Genomic DNA, 15,155 nt, shown 5'->3' on the forward strand with positions numbered 1-15,155 from the left:
CGCTGACGCAGCCGGGACGCAGCGAGCGACGCGACCTCGCGCCGGCATGTCACGCTGGACGGACTGGATCCCCGACCCGAGGGGCGACCATGGACTTCGATGACTGGCCGGACGAGCAGTGGACCGGCTCACCGGCGCAGGCCAGCCACCAACTCGGCCGGCCCGCCCCGGCGCCCGAGCTGTCGATCAGTCCGATCCCGCCCAGTACCGTGGAGATCGACCGACCCAGGCCGCGCTCCGACATGTGGTGGCATCGCAGCGGACCGGCGGAGCGCCCTGGCGAGGCAGGCCGAGATCCCGCCCTCAGCTACCGGGTCGAGACTCCGGACGGCCGGGCGTACCAGGTCAGCCCGAAGGTACGGGCGGTCCGGATGGAGATCTACGCCCCGCTGCACGGGCGCATCCACACCACCGCTCTCACGCGGTTCTTTCCGGCCCACACCATCCACACCGACCGGGCGACCACCGTGGTACGCGGCGACGACTGCCGCCTGAAACAGGTCGACCACTACCACGTCAACCGGGTCACGCTCTCGCTCGACGGGGTGGCCGGGACACCCGCCTTCGCGGAACTGCTCGCCGATCCCACCGATGCGGCGCGGATCCGTGCGTTCCAAGGCTCCCTGCGTGCCGTCGCCGCCACACCGGAACCGCCCGGGCAGACCGAGCTGAGCGTGGCCGCCCGCTCGAACCCGATCGTCGGCACCAACGACGCCGCCGTGGTGGTGCAGGCCGACGGATCGCGTACCACGGTCAACAGCCGGTACGTCGTGGACGAGTCGGTGCTGCCGGTGGCGGAGTTGCTGATCGGGGACGGGCGACTCGTCCGATTCCTCGCCGAAGCCGTACTCGAACCTGTCGCCGGCGACCAGACGGCCGAGTTCCTACGGGCGGCGCTGCGGGCCGGCGGCCGGTTCGGCGAACTGGCGCTGCTTGAGCACGCGATCGACCTGCCGCAGCGGCAGACGAAGGTGTTCAGCCTCTTCGGCGCGTACGACGTCGGCGACGCGGCCACCGTGATGATCGGTGCGGGCAACACCCGCGAGGCGGTAACCCGGGTCAACCGGGCGGTGCCCAAGAAGCAGAACCTCCTCGCCGAGCTCGCCGAACTGCGCAGCTTCGCGCCGCAGCCGGTCCAGGAGCCGGAGCCCGTCCTGGAGCCCGTCCCAGAGCCAGAACCAATCCCGGAGCCACTCCTGGAATCCGTGCCAGAGCCGGAAACAATTTCAGAGCCGGAGCCAGTCCCGGAGCCGGTCGTGGAGTTGGAGCCCGTTCCGGAGTTGAAGCCGGTCCCGGAGTTGGAGCCCGTCGCGGAGCCGGAGCCGGTGCTCGACCCGTGGGAGGAGGCAGAACCGCCGACACCGACAGCGTGGTCTCCAGTCGCTGCTCTGCCGCCGGTGGTCCAGGTCCCCGGTCCCGTGCGGCGAGTCGATCTCACCGCCGGTCTGGGCGGCTTCCGGCGGCGTCCGGACCGGCACGCCCCGCCCGCTCCGAGCCTGGACTTCCCCACCATGGAGTGACCGTCCCCGGCACGGCGACGGTCGCCCCGGGATCAGTCGATCGACAGGAGGTGAGCATGAGACTCCGGATGCTTGGTGCCGTTCTCGTCGCGGCGGTCGGGCTGGTCGGTGCGTTCGTCTTCCTCGCCCGACAGGATCTAGAGCACGCGGACCGGTACGCGAGTGTGGCGGCCTTCCTGCTGGCACTGCTGGTCGCGAGCGTCACCGCCGTCGCCGCGCTGCGCAGGCGGGCCGGCTCGGCGACGACCGGCCCCGAAGGTGCAGCCGAGCGAAACGGGCCCGAGGAGTCCGCCCCGGCCGGTGCACCGGCCGCCGGTCGAGCCGGATGGTCCTTCTCACCACTGTTCGCCTGGCGCAACGGCGTGGTCATCAAGGGCGGCCAGGGATACACCCACACCGTGGTCAACGTGCGGGACGACGACCTCCCGGATTAGTCCACCGGGAATGGGGTCACCCGACGGTGGTGTCCCGGACCTCGCCGCCGGACAGCAGGTCGGACCGTAACGTGGCGGCCAGCCGGTCGAGCCAGGGCGCGGGATCGGGCCCGACGGACGGATGCCCGCGCCGGAAGGCCGGCCAGTCGACCGTCCAGCCCTGGATCGCCGCCGGTCGCAGCAGCTCCGGATCGGGTACCCGGCGCAGCAGCGTGCGGCGCAGCCGGGCCGACAGGCGTACGTCGGGCAGTTCGGCGAGCAGCACCGCGTCGTAGAGGTCTTTGCCGGCGGAGCGTCCGTCGGCCGCCTGGTCGGTGCAGAGCCACTGGAGTTTCCAGGCCAGTGAGAGTTCCCGGGTCGCCGCCCACACCACCGTCGGCGGATCGCCGCCGTCCTGCCGGGGCACCGCGAGTAGTTCGGGCGGCTCGGGCAGCCGCTCGTCGTGCGCGAAGTCGAGCTGGACCGTGCCGGCGAGCGAGTCGCCGACCCGCCAGGGCACGACCAGTCGAGTCCCGCCGGGGCCGTCGCCGTCCGGCTGGCCGAAGAAGTATCCGGAGTCGTAGGAGTAGCTCCAGGTGTTGTCCACGGTGATGGCGTCCGGGTCGACGCGGATGCCGCCGGGAATCTCGGGATGCCGGTGCAGCAGCTCGACGACGTCCTGGTGCGGCGACGGCAGCGCTGCGGTCTCCTCGGCGTCGACCCAGTTCAGCCCCTCGGGCGGCAGCCGCACCGGCAGGCCGCCGGTGTCGAAGTCCTCGAACATCCACGGTTCGTCCCGGGGCACCCCGTGCACCGCCTCCGGCCAGAGCCGGACCTGGTCGAGGCGGTTCAGGTACGGGTGCGGGTCGAGGTCGTCGAGCGGGACGGGTGCACCGGGCAGCACCACCCAGTCGAGGTCGCCGGGCTCGCGTGCCTGGTCACCGACCCAGGACCGCATCGTCATGCTGCCCCGGAGCACCAGGCTGTCGCCGCACGCCGCCGCCCCGACCAGCGCGAGTACGTGGTCGAGGACGGCACGCCGGGCCGCCCGTTCGTCGCACACCCCGACGTCGGCCCCCGCTGGGCTGTTCACGCCGGGCAGGCTACCGGGCCGGTACGACGGCACCGGTGCGCGGCGCCGCCACCTGTGGCCGTTGCTGCCGGCCGGGGTCAGGCGTTGCGGGCGTCGAGCAGCAGACGTACGGCCAGGCCGCCGAAGATGAGTGCGGAGATCCGTTCCAGCCGGCGCCGGAACGACGGCCACCGGAACAGCCGCTCGGCGAGGCTGCCGGCGGTCAGCCCGACCACGGCGTCGACGGGCAGCCCGACACCGATGAACACGGCACCCAGGACCAGCAGTTGGGTCCAGACCGGCCAGGCAGCCGGATCGGAGGTGGTCAGGAACTGCGGCAGGAACGCCAGGTAGAAGAGCACGATCTTCGGGTTGCCGACGTTGGTGAGGGTGGCCAGCAGGTAGACCTTGCGCAGTGGTCGCCGGGGCGCCGGCACCGTGGCGGCCGTCGGTCCGTCGGCGGTGCGGGCGGACCGCCACGAGTTGACCGCGAGGTAGACCAGGAAGGCCGCGCCGAGCAGGCGTACGGCGTCCAGGGCCTGCGGGGCGGCGGCGAGCAGCGCGCTCAGCCCGAGCGCGGCGGCGAAGGTGTGCAGGGCCAGGCCGGTGGACATGCCGAGTGCGGCGACCAGCCCGGCCCGGCGCCCGCCGGCCAGGGCGTTGGCCACCACGAAGAGCATGTCCGGCCCTGGCGCGACGGTGAGCAGGAAGACGGCGACGACGAACGCGCCGACGAGCGCGAGATCCATCGCGTCAGTATCACACCGGGCAGCGCGTCCGGGACGGCCCGGCGGGCCCGGCGGGGCGGCGCCGGGATGTTCCGGTCAGCCCGGTCGACGGCCGGACTGCTCGGCCGAGGCGCGCAGCCGCTCGTCGAGCGCGTCGAGGTCGGCGACGAACCAGACGTGCTCGGCCTGGTTCGACTCGTGGACCAGGGCGCGCAGCGCCGAACTGGCGGCGAGGTGTCGGGAGATGTCGCCGAGCACGGCAAGCCGCAGCCGGTAGTTGACGAACTTCTGCATGACCTCGCCGGCGAACCGGGTACCGAGGGAGAAGAAGTCGTCGGCCAGTCGGCTCGCCGGCACCGCGACCACCTGGGCACCGAGGAACGCCGCGCCGATCAGGTCGAGCGCGTCCTGCACGGTGGCCACCGGCGGGCCGGCCGGATCGCAGACCAGTACCGTCACCCCGGCCCGCTCCTCGATCACGTCAGGCATCGCCGATTTCCTTTCCGAGCAGGCTGTCGTCGCCGTCGAGTACGCCGTGCAGCAGGTGCAGCAGTTCGGCGGTGGCGGCGACGCCACCGATGATGACGACCTTCATCCGGCTTCGTTCCTCGTCGTGGAGGGTCTGCACCCGCAACGGGTTCGCGGGGTCGTGGTTGGTGTTCGCGGCGGCCAGCAGGAGGGTGCCGAGCCGGTCGGCGCCGTGCCGATGGATGCCGTCGACCTGCACGATGCTCGACACCTCCGCCGCCACGGGAACGTCGGGCCGGGCCGGGTCCGGCGTACCGGTCAGCGCGTCGAGATCGGCCCGGGCGACCCGGTACTGCTTGCCGATCCGTACCGCCCTGAGCCGGCCGGAGCGGATGTAGCCGCGCACGGTCCGGACATGCAGGCCGAGCCGGTCGGCGACCTGCTCGACCGAATACATGTCATTACCCATCAGCACCTAACCTACCCCGAACAGGGGACTGATAGGGAAGTTTATTGCCGGCGTCACTCCGTGCGGCGACGACCTCTCGGTGAACAGCGTCGTCTCCGTGACCAGCGTCCCGGCGACGTGCCGGGCCGGGAAACGGGCAGGTGGCCCCTGTCGAAGCTGGCTCAGTCCCGCCGGGACGGCAGGTCGAACGAGGCGACCGCTCCGCCGTGCAGGCTGCCGAGCCAGACGGTGTCGCCGTGTCGGCGTACCCCGGTGACCATCGAGAAGCCCGGCACGGTGGCCTGGAAGTCGTACCGGACCTGGCCGTCGGCGTCCACGGCCTGCACCCAGGCGGTGTTCGCCGGCTTGGGTTGCAGCAGGTCCGGCAGTGCCCAGACCGCCCGGCGCACGGCCGGATGCCACGGCGAGACCCGGTCCAGCAGCGCGTTCCGGGGCGACCCCATCGCGATCCAGAGCAGCCCGGCGTCGTCGCGGGCGAGGTTGTCCGGAAAGGCCGGCAGGTTCTCCGCCAACCGGTCCACCTCGCCGGTACGCGGCCCGCTGCGCCACACCCGGGTCAACCGGTACGCCCCGGTCTCGGCCACCACCACGTACGACTCGTCGGCGGCCAGTGCCACCCCGTTGGCGAACTGCAACCCGGTCAGTACCTCCTCGGTGTGCCCGTCCGGGTGCCACCGGAGCAGGCGGCCGGTGCCGGAGTGTTCCAGCAGGTCCGCCTTCCAGTACGGCAACTCGAAGCGCTGCGACGAGTCGCTGAACCAGATCGAGCCGTCGGCGCCCACCGCCGCGTTGTTGCACAGTCGCAGCGGCGCCGACCCGACCGGGGTGCCAGCGGCCACCAGCGTCCGCACCCGGGACGCGTCGGGCTCGACCCGGAGCAGCCCGCGTACGGCGTCGCAGACCACCAGGTGGTCGTCCCGGTCCACCTCGATGCCGAGCGGCCGGCCGCCGGTCTCGGCGACCACCTGCGGGTGCGTCCCGTCCGCCGACAGTCGCACCAGCCGGCCGTCGGCGAGCCCGGTGTAGGGCCGGCCGGCGGAGTCGATCGCCACGTCCTCGGGCCCCGGGCCGGGCACGGCGTGCCGGAGGACCGGGGGCATCGGGTCGGCGCCGTGGCCCTGGCGGGACCGGGCCGGTGCCTGCGGCGGTCGCCACACGACGGGATCGATCCGTGGTCTGGCCATGTCCCATGGTATCCGTCCGGAAGGTCGTGACCCGGTTCGTCCATGCTGGACGCACCGGTGGGTCGGCTTGACGGTGTCGACCGACCGACGATATAAACCACATGGTTATAGAACTGAGGGGTTACCAAAGAGATGCCTGCTGACCTGCTCGACGCGACCTTCGCGGCCCTGGCCGACCCGACCCGCCGGGCGATCCTCGCCCGGCTGACCGTCGGCGAGGCCACCGTGACCGAGCTGGCCGCGCCGTTCCGGATGAGCCAGCCCGCCGTCTCCAAGCACCTCAAGGTGCTGGAGCGGGCCGGGCTGATCTCCCGGGGTCGGGACGCGCAACGCCGGCCCTGCCGGCTGGAGGCGCAACCCCTCAAGGCCGCCCTGGACTGGCTGGAGAACTACCGCGCCTACTGGGCGGAGAGCTACCAGCGACTCGACGGGCTGCTCGCCGAACTCCAGGCCGAGGGCGACGAGGGCCGGACCGGGGAACGGCGATGAGCGGCCGGGAGCTGACCGTGACCACCCCGTCGGACCGGGAGATCGTGCTGACCCGGGCCTTCAACGCCCCGGCCGGGTTGGTCTTCGACGCGCTGACCCGCCCCGAGCTGCTCCGCCGCTGGTTCGGAGCACAGGGCTGGCAACTCGTCGAATGCGAGACGGACCTGCGGGTCGGTGGCGCCTGGCGGTTCGTCTCCCAGGGCCCCGGCGGCGCCGAGCAGGCGCACGGTGGGACGTACCAGGTGATCCAGCCGCCCCGGCAGCTCGTCTACACCGAGCGGTACGACGACCAGTCGTACCCCGGCGACACCCTGATCAGTCACCGGCTCGTCGAGCACGCCGGAGTCACCACCCTGACCAGCACGATCCGGTACGCCACCCCGGAGGGCCGGGACCGGGTGCTCCGCTATCCGATGCGGCGGGGCGTGACCCAGGGCTACCGCCGGCTGGACGAACTGCTCGTGGAGCTGGCCGACGCCCGCTGAGAACCCGTTCGACCCGACGCCGCGCAGGGCGGTACCGGGACACCGATGTCGAAACAGAGAGGCAGTCACCGTGAACTGGACCCTGGAAGTGGTGGTCGTCCCGGTCTCCGACGTGGACCGGGCGAAGACCTTCTACGCAGACCAGCTCGGCTTCCACGTCGACCACGACACCCGGATCAACGACGAGGTACGCATCGTCCAACTCACCCCGCCGGGTTCGGGCTGCTCGGTGGTGATCGGCACCGGGGTCGTCCGGGACCTGCCGCCGCCCGGGTCGCTGCGCGGCCTGCAACTCGTCGTCGCCGACCTGGTCAAGGCCCGCGACCAACTCGTCGAGCGGGGCGTCGACGTCAGCGAGATCCAGGTGCTGGGCGAGAATCCGTCGCCGACCGGGGAGCCGTTGGACAACGTCGGATTCGTCTTCTTCAACGACCCGGACGGCAACGGCTGGGCGGTGCAGCAGATCTCGGCCCGGGGGTAGCGGTGCGTTGACCTTCTGGGCCTGACCGCCCAACGCGGTGACCGCGCCGGTGCAGGCCGGCCCCCGGCCGAGGGCTGCTGGCAGCGGCGGGCGAGGGCGAGGGCCGGCCGGCGTGGCCCGCCGGGAGGGACGGCGAGAGGGGGGGAGCCGAGAGGTCGTGGCAGCGAACGGATGTTCCCCGTTCAGCCGAGCAGGGCGAGGAGCGCCAGCCCGACCAGGATGGCCGGGATGGTGGTGATCACGGTTGCCGTCGCGGCGGCCCGGCGGCGCAGTGCCGCCAGCGGGATCAGGGCGTCCCCGTCCTGGCTGATCGCGTTCGCCACCAGTGTCGTCACTGGCAGGCCGCCGCTGACGAAGATGCCGGTGAAGACGATCTGTACGGCGCAGCCGGGTACGAGTCCGATCAGCGCGCCGACGAGTACCCCGGCCGCTCCGGCGAGCGCCAGTTGGGAGCCGTCGAAGCCGGTGGTGCTGCTGAGCACCTGCCAGCCGAGGTAGGCGACCGCGACCCAGACGGTGATGAACGAGGCTTCGTGCGCGCTGTGCCGCATCGCCTCCCGCCGGCTGGCCGGGGTGGCGGTGGCGACCGTGTCGTCGGCGAACCGACCCTTTCCGGCGGCGAAGATGAGCAGCGCGACCAGCGTTCCGCAGCAGCCGAGCGCGAGGTACGGGTCGATTCCGCCGAGCGCGCCGGTGAGGCGTTGCGGGTCGACGGCGTGGAACACGACCGGTACCGACACCAGGAAGGCCGGCGTGGAGAGGCCCCAGAAGGCCAGGGACATCCGGGCGGAGCGTCCGGGGGCCGCGTCCGGGGCCGTCGGCACGGCCAGCGTCGCCGACACCGGGTGGTTGCCGAGCGGCTCCGGTCGGCTGTCGGCACCACCCGGGGCAACGGGGCACGGTTGCCTGGCTCCGGTCGGCAGGCTCGCGCTGGGCACCGGGGTCTCGGCACGCCGCCACGCCGATCGCCACGTCCGGCCCGCTACGGCGTTGGCCGGGTCTATGCCGAGCAGGTCGACGGCGTACCCGGTGGCCAGCCCGACGGTGAAGAGCAGTGCGTGGATCTTGAGCGCGAATTCGGGGTTCGCGGCGATGACGACCCAGGACGAGTCGCCCATGGTCGCCGCGAGGGCGGCCACGACCGTCCCGAAGGAGACCTTTCCGCGCGCGTACAGCGGCATGAGGATGATCGCCCCGCCGCAGCCGGGGCTGACGCCGAGGAGCGCGCCGACCAGCGGGCCGAGCCGGGGCCGGCGGGTGAGCCCGTCGGTGACCCGGTCGCCGTACCGCCAGCGCAGCCAGCCGAAGAGCGCGACCATGACGGCGACGTAGACCCCGACCTGCATGAACGCGTCCGCCAACGGACGAACCAGCAATTCGATCATGTACTCGTCCTCCGGGTTGGCCCGTGCCGGTCCGGCACCGTGAGGACGGACCGACGTGGCGGGACTGGACAGGCGTGGTGGGACTGGACAGGGCAGTCGGTTACCGCCGTCAGGCGTCGGGCGGCGGTGTGCCGTGCAGGCGCGGATCGCCCGGTGGCAGTTCGGGCGCGGGCGCGTACGGCGTCGGGCTCGCCTGGTAGTTGAACTGACCCTTGCCGTCGGGGCTCGGGCCAGCGGCCCACCGTCCCTCGGCGGCCTCCTCCCCGGCGGAGAAGTTGAGGTACTGGTACGCGAACCTGTTCTCCTGCTCGGCGTCGGGGAACGCCTCCGGGACCGGCATCTCCTCGATGCCGTCCTCCTTGAGCTGCTCGATCGCGGCGAGCCACATGTTCTGGTGCATGGTGTCCCGGGCCAGCAGGAACCGCAGCATCTGCTTGACGCCGGGATCGTCGGTCATGTGGAACAGCCGGGCGACCTGGAGCCGCCCCTGTGCCTCGGCGGTGACGTTGAGGTGGAAGTCGGCGAGCAGGTTGCCGCTGGCGGTGATGAAGGAGCCGTTCCACGGCACCCCGTTGCTGTCGACCGGCAGTGGACCGCCGCCGGAGTGGATGAAGTGCGCCGGGTTCGAGCCGGAGTAGATCGCCGTGAGCATCGGGTTGTCCTCGGCCGCCGCCTCCTGGAGGGACAGCGGGGCACTGTCCAGCAGCCGGGCGATCATGGTGCAGATCATCTCGACGTGCCCCATCTCCTCGGTGCCGACGTCGAGCAGCAGGTCCTTGTACTTGCCGGGCAGGCGGCAGCTCCAGCCCTGGAAGAGGTACTGGGTGGCGACCGTCATCTCGCCCCACTTGCCGCCGAGCACCTCCTGGAGGCGTCGGGCGAAGGCGGCGTCGGGAGCATCCGGCTTGGCTTCGAACTGAAGGTCCTTGACGTGACTGAACACGACGCCTCCTGACGGAAGTGGAAATCCGTGCCCGGCTACCCGTCCTGCTGGCCCGCCGGGGTCAGCAGGCGGCCCCGACGGGTCAGCCGGCGTCCCTCGACGTCCGGGGCTGGTCCGTGTCCCTCGACGTCTGGGGCTGGTCCGTGTTCCTCGACGTCTGGGGCTGGTCCGTGTTTCTCGCCGTCCGGGGCCGGTCTGTGTCCCTCGACGTCTGGGGCCAGGTCGCCGCACCCGGAGGTCGTTCCTGCGGCGATGATCGACTGCCGGTCACATAAGATCCTGCGCGAACAAGCACCGGACGAGGAGGAGCCTGTCGTGCCGCACTCGACGACGTTCCTGCTGGAGTGCCTGCTCCGGGCGGGGATGCGCGATGTCGTCACGGTGGAGCCGGCGACGGGCGGAGTCGCCGCGCTCGCCGGGATAGCCACCCGCCGCGACGCGCCGTCGGTGTTCGTCAAGGCGTTCGTCGAGGCGCCGGCCGACGACGTCTTCGTCGCGGAGGCCGAAGGGCTGGCCGCCCTGCGCGAGCTCGGCGGCGTGACGACACCCGAGGTGATCCTGGCCGGCCCGGAACTGCTGGTGTTGTCGGTACTGCGACCGAGGCCGGGTGGCGAGACCTTCTGGGAGCGGTTCGCGCACATGCTCGCCGGCCTGCACACGAGCACGACCCACCCTCGCTTCGGATGGCACCGCGACAACTGGCTCGGCCGCCGCCGGCAGTTCAACACCTGGGACGACGACGGCTTTACCTTCTTCGCGCAGCACCGGCTGCTTCGGTGGCTGGGAGAGCCCCGCGTCGAGGCGGCACTCGACTCCGCAGACCGGGCGGCACTGGAGCGCCTGTGTCATCGGCTGCCCGACCTGCTGCCGGACCGGCCGGCCTGCCTGACGCACGGCGACCTGTGGGCACAGAACATCCTGGCCAGTACGGACGGGCAGCCCGCGCTGATCGATCCGGCGGTGTCCTACCTGTGGGCCGAGGTCGACCTCGCCCACGTCTGGTCCACCTCACCACCGCCCGAGGCGCAACGGTTCTTCGACGTTTACGCGGAGCTGACCTCACTGGACAGCGGCTGGCAGACCCGCATGCCGATTCTCCAACTGCGACAACACCTCGCCGTGCTGGCCCAGTTCGACGACGACTGGGGCGCGGCCGACCAGATCCGTGCCACCCTTGCGCCATTCCGGACGCGAACCTGAGCCCGAGGCGCCACGGTTGACCGGGGCTACCGAACGGACGTTGGGCCGTTGCGGGTGAGGCGCGGCAAGCCGGCTATGCGATCTAGCATCGGCGCCAGGGCTATGTGACGGTCGCGGCGAACGGTCGCTGGTCGGCGTCAGCCAGCCAGCCGTTTCCGTACCGGCGGCAGCACGAACGGAGAGCAGAACGGTGACCGAGGAGATGACTCCGTACCGGATCGACGTTCCGGAGGCCGAGCTGGTGGAACTGCGGCGGCGGTTGGCCGCGACCCGCTGGCCGGAGCCGGAGACCGTGCCGGACTGGTCCCAGGGAGTGCCGATCCGGTACCTGCGGGAGCTGTGCCGGTACTGGGCGGAGGAGTACGACTGGCGGGTCACCGAGGCGCGGCTGAACGCCCTGCCGCAGTACCGGACGGTGATCGACGGGCTCGGCATCCACGTCGTGCACGTGCCCTCGCCGCACCCCGAGGCGTTACCGCTGGTCCTCACCAACGGCTGGCCGGGTTCACTCGCCGAATACCTCAAGGTGGTCGGCCCGTTGACCGATCCGGTGCGGTACGGCGGTGACGCGGCGGACGCCTTTCACCTCGTACTGCCGACCCTGCCGGGGTACGGGTTCAGCGACAAGCCGACCGGCCCCGGTTGGGGAGTGTCACGGATCGCCGGTGCCTGGGCCGAACTGATGGCCCGGCTCGGCTACCGGCGGTACGGCGCGCACGGGACCGACTGGGGCAACAGCATCACCACCGCCGTCGGCCAGCAGGATCCGGAACACGTCGTCGGGATCCACCCCGTACCGCCGATCGCGGCCCCGGACCCGGCCACCTTCGACACTCTCACCCAGGTCGAGCGGGAGAGCCTGGCGGCGCTGCGCGACGCGCAGGATCGGGAATCCGGCTACTCGGCAGAGCAGGCGACCAAACCGCAGACGATCGGCTACGCCCTGGTCGACTCGCCCGCCGCGCTCTGTGGCTGGATCGCCGAAAAGTACTGGTCGTGGACCGACCACGATGGTGACCTGACGACCGTGGTCAGCATGGACGAACTCCTCGACGCGGTCATGCTCTACTGGCTGCCCGCCACCGGTGCCTCTGCCGCCCGCCTCTACTGGGAGAGCTTCGAACAGGTCGCCGAATGGTTCCGGTCGGCCACGACGGACACCGTGACCGTGCCCACCGGGTGCTCCGTCTTCCCGAGGGACGTACCGCGCCCGTCGCGTCGCTGGGCGGCCCGCCGGTACACCGACATCCGGTACTGGAACGAACTCGACCGGGGCGGTCATTTCCCCGCCCTCGAACAGCCCGACACCTTCGTCCGTGAGCTACGGGCATTCTTCCGGCTGGTCCGCTGAAGGAACAGCCGCACCCGAAAGACCGTCCACCCGACGGCTGCTACGCGCCCGCCACGGTCGGGCGCACATCTCCCTGTTGCGGTCGGACCGCAGTCTTCATGGCGTACCCCCACACTCTTCTGGCTTGCTGTAAACAATTCAGCCTAATTTGACCGTTGTTTTGCAACATACTTCGTGCATGGCACAGGTCAACCTCACGAAAAAGTCGCCGTCGTTCTGGTGCGTCTCGCTCGACAATCCACCGGTCAACGTCTTCGGCGCACAGATGGTCATCGAAATGCGCGCACTTCTCGACGCCGCCGAAAACGACCCCGAGCTGACCGTCATCGTGTTCGAAAGCGCAAACCCCGACTATTTCATCGCGCACTGGGATCTTGCCGACGACCTGTCGGCGCTGGCCGACCAGCCGCCACCGGTCACCGGACAGCAGCCCTTCGTCGACATCATGGTGCGACTGAGCAGGCTTCCCGTCCTGACGATCAGCAAGATCCGCGGCCGGGCGCGTGGGGCCGGCAGCGAGTTCCTGCTCGCGACCGACATCCGGTTCGCCAGCCGGGAGCGTACCCTGATCGGCCAGTTCGAGATGGGCGCCGGCAGCGTTCCGCCGGGCGGCGGAGCCCCGGCCCGCCTGCCGCGTCTCGTCGGCCGAGGCCGCGCCCTCGAAATCCTCGTCGGCGCCGAGGACTTCGACGGCGACCTCGCCGAACGCTACGGCTACGTCAACCGCGCCGTCCCGGACGTACAACTCGACGAGTTCGTCACCGCGTTCGCCAGCCGGGTCGCCACAGTCGACCGCTCGGCACTGGCCGACCTGAAGGGTTGGGTAAACGCGATCACCCTCCCCGACGACAGCGAGTTCCCACCTCAGTCCGACTCCTTCGCGGCCCGGCTCGGCACGCCGCGGTACCAGAACTGGGCGAAGAGCGCCTTCGCGGCCGGCCTACAGCAGTCAGGCGACCTCGAGGAGCGCCTCGGAACCCGCTCCGTCGAGCTCTAGCCCCTGACCGAGTTCGGCCGGCCTGTCGGGCGCCGACCGGACGGATACCGGCGGCCAGGGGGTGCCGCCGGCGGCAGGGGACCGCTGCCACCGGTAAGCGGGTGGGGTCAGGAGGAAACGGTGTCCGTCTGTACCCCCGGGGCGGCCTGCCTCGACGACGAAGCTGGCCTGGGTGCTGACCGGCACGTCCGGGCGAGTGACGTACGGCAGACGCGGTACTCGGTGTGGACGAGATCAGTCGCGGTGGGCAGGTCGTACGGATCACTGCCGTACCCGGACGTCAGTCGACGTCGGTGTTTGCCGCGCGGGTGCGGCGGTGCGGCGCGGGCAGGCATACCCGTACCGCGATCCCGTCGGTGCTGCGGTAGGCGGTGATCGTGCCGTGCTCGGCGGCGACCAGGTGTCGCACGATCCAGAGCCCGAGTCCGCCGATCCCGGGCGGCGGCGCGGACCGGCGCAACGCGGCCAGCAGGGGACCGCAGGACCGTCCCTGGTCGGCGACGGTCAGGACCAGCAGCCCGGCCCGGACCGAGGCGCAGACGCGTACCCGGCCGTCCGGCGGGCCGTGCCGCAGGGCGTTGCCCACCAGGTTGACCAGGATCTGGCGGACCCGGTGGGCGGGCACGAGCCGGTCACCGGCATTGCGGGACAGCCGGACCGTCAACCGGTGCGGCGGCGCGGTCGCGGTCGCGATCGGCAGCACCTGACGCAGTGGAACGGGTCGGTCGACCGGCTCCGCCAGGCTCCGCACCACCGACACCGTCTGCTGCCACAGGTCGGCCAGGTGTGTCGCATGCTCCTGTGCGAGTGCGGCGATGTCCCGTCGTCCGGCCGGGCCGAGCGGCTGCGGCTCCTCGGCGAGGGCTCGGGTCAACGCGCGCAACGACTCGATCGGGGTACGCAGTTCGTGGCAGAACATCCGCAGCAGCAGCGACTGTTCGTCCCCGGCGGAGAATCGTGGCGGCTCGGCCGGCCGGTACCGGGGATCGATCGAGTCCCACACCCGGCGGACGACGCGGCCATCGGCGAACCGGGACAACCGAGCGGTGCCGACGACGCCGGACGGCCGCCGGCCGGGGTGGACGGCTCCGGGGCGGCGGGCCCGTCGGGTCCGGATACCGGCGAGATGGGTGGTCTGCTGCCGGACGGGCATGATCGGGCGCGGAACGGGAAACGCGACCGGGTGTCCGGATCCGCAGCCCTCCGCCTCGTGGTGGTTGATGACCATCCCCTATTCGTCCGTGGTCTCGAACTCCTGCTTCCGGGCAGCACCCAGGGGCGGGCGCGGATCGTCGGTTCGACCGGGGACGCCTCGGCAGCCGCCGCCGTGGTCCGGCGGAGCGTGCCCGATCTGGCGCTGGTCGACCTCCACATGCCGCCGCCGGGCGGTGTTCGGGCGATCGCCGCGATCCGGCGAACCTCGCCACGGGTACGGATCGTCGCGATCTCCGGTCTCGACGAGACCGAGCTGATGGTGCAGGCCCTGCGTGCAGGCGCGGAGGGCTACCTGCCCAAGAGCAGCGAGCCCGACGAACTGCTGCCACCGCTCCTGGCGATCCTGGACGGGTGGGCGGTGCTTCCTGCCGGCCTGCTCGCCGCCCTGCTCCGTCCGGCACACAACGGACCACCGGCGACGGCCGTACTCGACGAGGAGGAACGCCGTCTTCTGCAGCTTATTGCGAAGGGCCGTCGCACGGTGGAGATTGCCGAAGAGCTGAACTTCTCCGAACGTACGGTGAAGCGGTTGACGGCGTCCCTGCTGCGCAAGCTGCGGGTGTCGAGCCGTACCGAGGCCGCCGCCGTGGCCGGCAACGCCGGTCTGTTGTGAAGCCGCTCCGCAGCGCATCGACAACGAGCCGGTCTGTTGTGAGGCCGCTCCGCGAAGCATCGACGACGAGCCGGCTGGCCGGTGTCGAGCGCTGCCCACACCACCCAGCCGCCCTCGACGGGCACGGTGCCCCAGGGTTCGA

The 15,155-nt window shown here is 71.4% G+C and carries 17 protein-coding genes; 9 read left to right on the forward strand and 8 right to left on the reverse strand.

Annotated features, from left to right (window positions below):
• Positions 1–89 precede the first annotated feature (89 nt).
• Together Pen02_RS41860 and Pen02_RS17960 are read left to right on the forward strand one after the other, a co-directional pair.
• Entirely contained in the window at positions 90–1,520 is a 1,431-nt protein-coding gene (locus tag Pen02_RS41860) for a hypothetical protein (protein WP_239140901.1), read from the forward strand.
• A gap of 56 nt (positions 1,521–1,576) precedes the next feature.
• Positions 1,577–1,954 (forward strand): hypothetical protein, encoded by a 378-nt coding sequence (locus Pen02_RS17960; RefSeq protein ID WP_203867193.1) that lies wholly within the window; start codon positions 1,577–1,579, stop codon positions 1,952–1,954.
• A gap of 16 nt (positions 1,955–1,970) precedes the next feature.
• Here Pen02_RS17960 and Pen02_RS17965 read toward each other — a convergent pair whose 3' ends face one another.
• From Pen02_RS17965 to Pen02_RS17985, 5 genes are all read right to left on the reverse strand, one after another.
• Positions 1,971–3,026 (reverse strand): nucleotidyl transferase AbiEii/AbiGii toxin family protein, encoded by a 1,056-nt coding sequence (locus Pen02_RS17965; RefSeq protein ID WP_203867194.1) that lies wholly within the window; start codon positions 3,024–3,026, stop codon positions 1,971–1,973.
• Between the two features lie 77 nt (positions 3,027–3,103).
• Positions 3,104–3,754, reverse strand: coding sequence for a LysE family translocator (locus tag Pen02_RS17970; protein WP_203867195.1), 651 nt, complete (start codon positions 3,752–3,754; stop codon positions 3,104–3,106).
• Positions 3,755–3,829: 75 nt separating this feature from the next.
• Entirely contained in the window at positions 3,830–4,222 is a 393-nt protein-coding gene (locus Pen02_RS17975) for a DUF4180 domain-containing protein (RefSeq protein ID WP_203867196.1), read from the reverse strand.
• Complete coding sequence (locus Pen02_RS17980) at positions 4,215–4,670, reverse strand: helix-turn-helix domain-containing protein (protein ID WP_239140906.1); 456 nt, start codon at positions 4,668–4,670, stop codon at positions 4,215–4,217. The genes Pen02_RS17975 and Pen02_RS17980 overlap by 8 nt, the downstream gene beginning before the upstream one ends.
• 161 nt (positions 4,671–4,831) lie before the next feature.
• Positions 4,832–5,854, reverse strand: a complete 1,023-nt coding sequence (locus Pen02_RS17985; protein WP_203867197.1) for an SMP-30/gluconolactonase/LRE family protein — start codon at positions 5,852–5,854, stop codon at positions 4,832–4,834.
• 132 nt (positions 5,855–5,986) lie between these two features.
• Between Pen02_RS17985 and Pen02_RS17990 the strand changes: the two genes are divergently transcribed.
• The 3 genes from Pen02_RS17990 to Pen02_RS18000 all read left to right on the forward strand — a co-directional run bounded on the left by Pen02_RS17990 (position 5,987) and on the right by Pen02_RS18000 (position 7,309).
• Complete coding sequence (locus Pen02_RS17990; RefSeq protein ID WP_203867198.1) at positions 5,987–6,343, forward strand: ArsR/SmtB family transcription factor; 357 nt, start codon at positions 5,987–5,989, stop codon at positions 6,341–6,343.
• Positions 6,340–6,828: an SRPBCC family protein gene (locus Pen02_RS17995; RefSeq protein ID WP_203867199.1), complete on the forward strand. Its 489-nt coding sequence runs from the start codon at positions 6,340–6,342 to the stop codon at positions 6,826–6,828. The genes Pen02_RS17990 and Pen02_RS17995 overlap by 4 nt, the downstream gene beginning before the upstream one ends.
• A 70-nt stretch (positions 6,829–6,898) precedes the next feature.
• Positions 6,899–7,309 carry a VOC family protein gene (locus tag Pen02_RS18000; protein WP_203867200.1) on the forward strand — a complete coding sequence of 137 codons (411 nt, stop codon included), beginning with the start codon at positions 6,899–6,901 and terminating at the stop codon, positions 7,307–7,309.
• 182 nt (positions 7,310–7,491) lie between these two features.
• Here Pen02_RS18000 and Pen02_RS18005 read toward each other — a convergent pair whose 3' ends face one another.
• Positions 7,492–8,694 (reverse strand): putative manganese transporter, encoded by a 1,203-nt coding sequence (locus Pen02_RS18005; protein ID WP_203867201.1) that lies wholly within the window; start codon positions 8,692–8,694, stop codon positions 7,492–7,494.
• 109 nt (positions 8,695–8,803) lie between these two features.
• Entirely contained in the window at positions 8,804–9,637 is an 834-nt protein-coding gene (locus Pen02_RS18010) for a manganese catalase (protein WP_203867202.1), read from the reverse strand.
• Between the two features lie 315 nt (positions 9,638–9,952).
• Here Pen02_RS18010 and Pen02_RS18015 point away from each other — a divergent pair, with 315 nt between their 5' ends.
• The 3 genes from Pen02_RS18015 to Pen02_RS18025 all read left to right on the forward strand — a co-directional run bounded on the left by Pen02_RS18015 (position 9,953) and on the right by Pen02_RS18025 (position 13,185).
• Entirely contained in the window at positions 9,953–10,837 is an 885-nt protein-coding gene (locus Pen02_RS18015) for a fructosamine kinase family protein (RefSeq protein ID WP_239140908.1), read from the forward strand.
• 190 nt (positions 10,838–11,027) lie between these two features.
• Positions 11,028–12,188, forward strand: a complete 1,161-nt coding sequence (locus Pen02_RS18020; protein WP_239140910.1) for an epoxide hydrolase family protein — start codon at positions 11,028–11,030, stop codon at positions 12,186–12,188.
• Positions 12,189–12,366: 178 nt separating this feature from the next.
• Complete coding sequence (locus Pen02_RS18025; protein WP_203867204.1) at positions 12,367–13,185, forward strand: enoyl-CoA hydratase/isomerase family protein; 819 nt, start codon at positions 12,367–12,369, stop codon at positions 13,183–13,185.
• 280 nt (positions 13,186–13,465) lie between these two features.
• On the opposite strand, the gene Pen02_RS18030 is transcribed toward Pen02_RS18025, so the two are convergent.
• Positions 13,466–14,413 carry a sensor histidine kinase gene (locus tag Pen02_RS18030; protein ID WP_239140911.1) on the reverse strand — a complete coding sequence of 316 codons (948 nt, stop codon included), beginning with the start codon at positions 14,411–14,413 and terminating at the stop codon, positions 13,466–13,468.
• On the opposite strand from Pen02_RS18030, the gene Pen02_RS18035 reads away from it, so the two are divergent.
• Complete coding sequence (locus tag Pen02_RS18035) at positions 14,396–15,013, forward strand: response regulator (RefSeq protein ID WP_239140913.1); 618 nt, start codon at positions 14,396–14,398, stop codon at positions 15,011–15,013. The two genes, Pen02_RS18030 and Pen02_RS18035, sit on opposite strands and share 18 nt — an antisense overlap.
• Positions 15,014–15,155: the final 142 nt, after the last annotated feature.

The sequence above is a fragment of the Plantactinospora endophytica genome, assembly GCF_016862915.1.
GTDB classification, from domain to species: Bacteria; Actinomycetota; Actinomycetes; order Mycobacteriales; family Micromonosporaceae; genus Plantactinospora; species Plantactinospora endophytica.

Excerpts from the sequence above, each read along its gene's own strand:
- Pen02_RS18005 (WP_203867201.1), bottom strand. The coding sequence starts at position 8,694 with ATGATCGAATTGCTGGTTCGTCCGTTGGCGGACGCGTTCATGCAGGTC.
- Pen02_RS17980 (WP_239140906.1), bottom strand. The coding sequence starts at position 4,670 with ATGGGTAATGACATGTATTCGGTCGAGCAGGTCGCCGACCGGCTCGGC.
- Pen02_RS17960 (WP_203867193.1), top strand. The coding sequence starts at position 1,577 with ATGAGACTCCGGATGCTTGGTGCCGTTCTCGTCGCGGCGGTCGGGCTG.
- Pen02_RS18030 (WP_239140911.1), bottom strand. The coding sequence starts at position 14,413 with ATGGTCATCAACCACCACGAGGCGGAGGGCTGCGGATCCGGACACCCG.
- Pen02_RS41860 (WP_239140901.1), top strand. The coding sequence starts at position 90 with ATGGACTTCGATGACTGGCCGGACGAGCAGTGGACCGGCTCACCGGCG.
- Pen02_RS18025 (WP_203867204.1), top strand. The coding sequence starts at position 12,367 with ATGGCACAGGTCAACCTCACGAAAAAGTCGCCGTCGTTCTGGTGCGTC.
- Pen02_RS17975 (WP_203867196.1), bottom strand. The coding sequence starts at position 4,222 with ATGCCTGACGTGATCGAGGAGCGGGCCGGGGTGACGGTACTGGTCTGC.
- Pen02_RS17985 (WP_203867197.1), bottom strand. The coding sequence starts at position 5,854 with ATGGCCAGACCACGGATCGATCCCGTCGTGTGGCGACCGCCGCAGGCA.
- Pen02_RS17970 (WP_203867195.1), bottom strand. The coding sequence starts at position 3,754 with ATGGATCTCGCGCTCGTCGGCGCGTTCGTCGTCGCCGTCTTCCTGCTC.
- Pen02_RS17990 (WP_203867198.1), top strand. The coding sequence starts at position 5,987 with ATGCCTGCTGACCTGCTCGACGCGACCTTCGCGGCCCTGGCCGACCCG.
- Pen02_RS17995 (WP_203867199.1), top strand. The coding sequence starts at position 6,340 with ATGAGCGGCCGGGAGCTGACCGTGACCACCCCGTCGGACCGGGAGATC.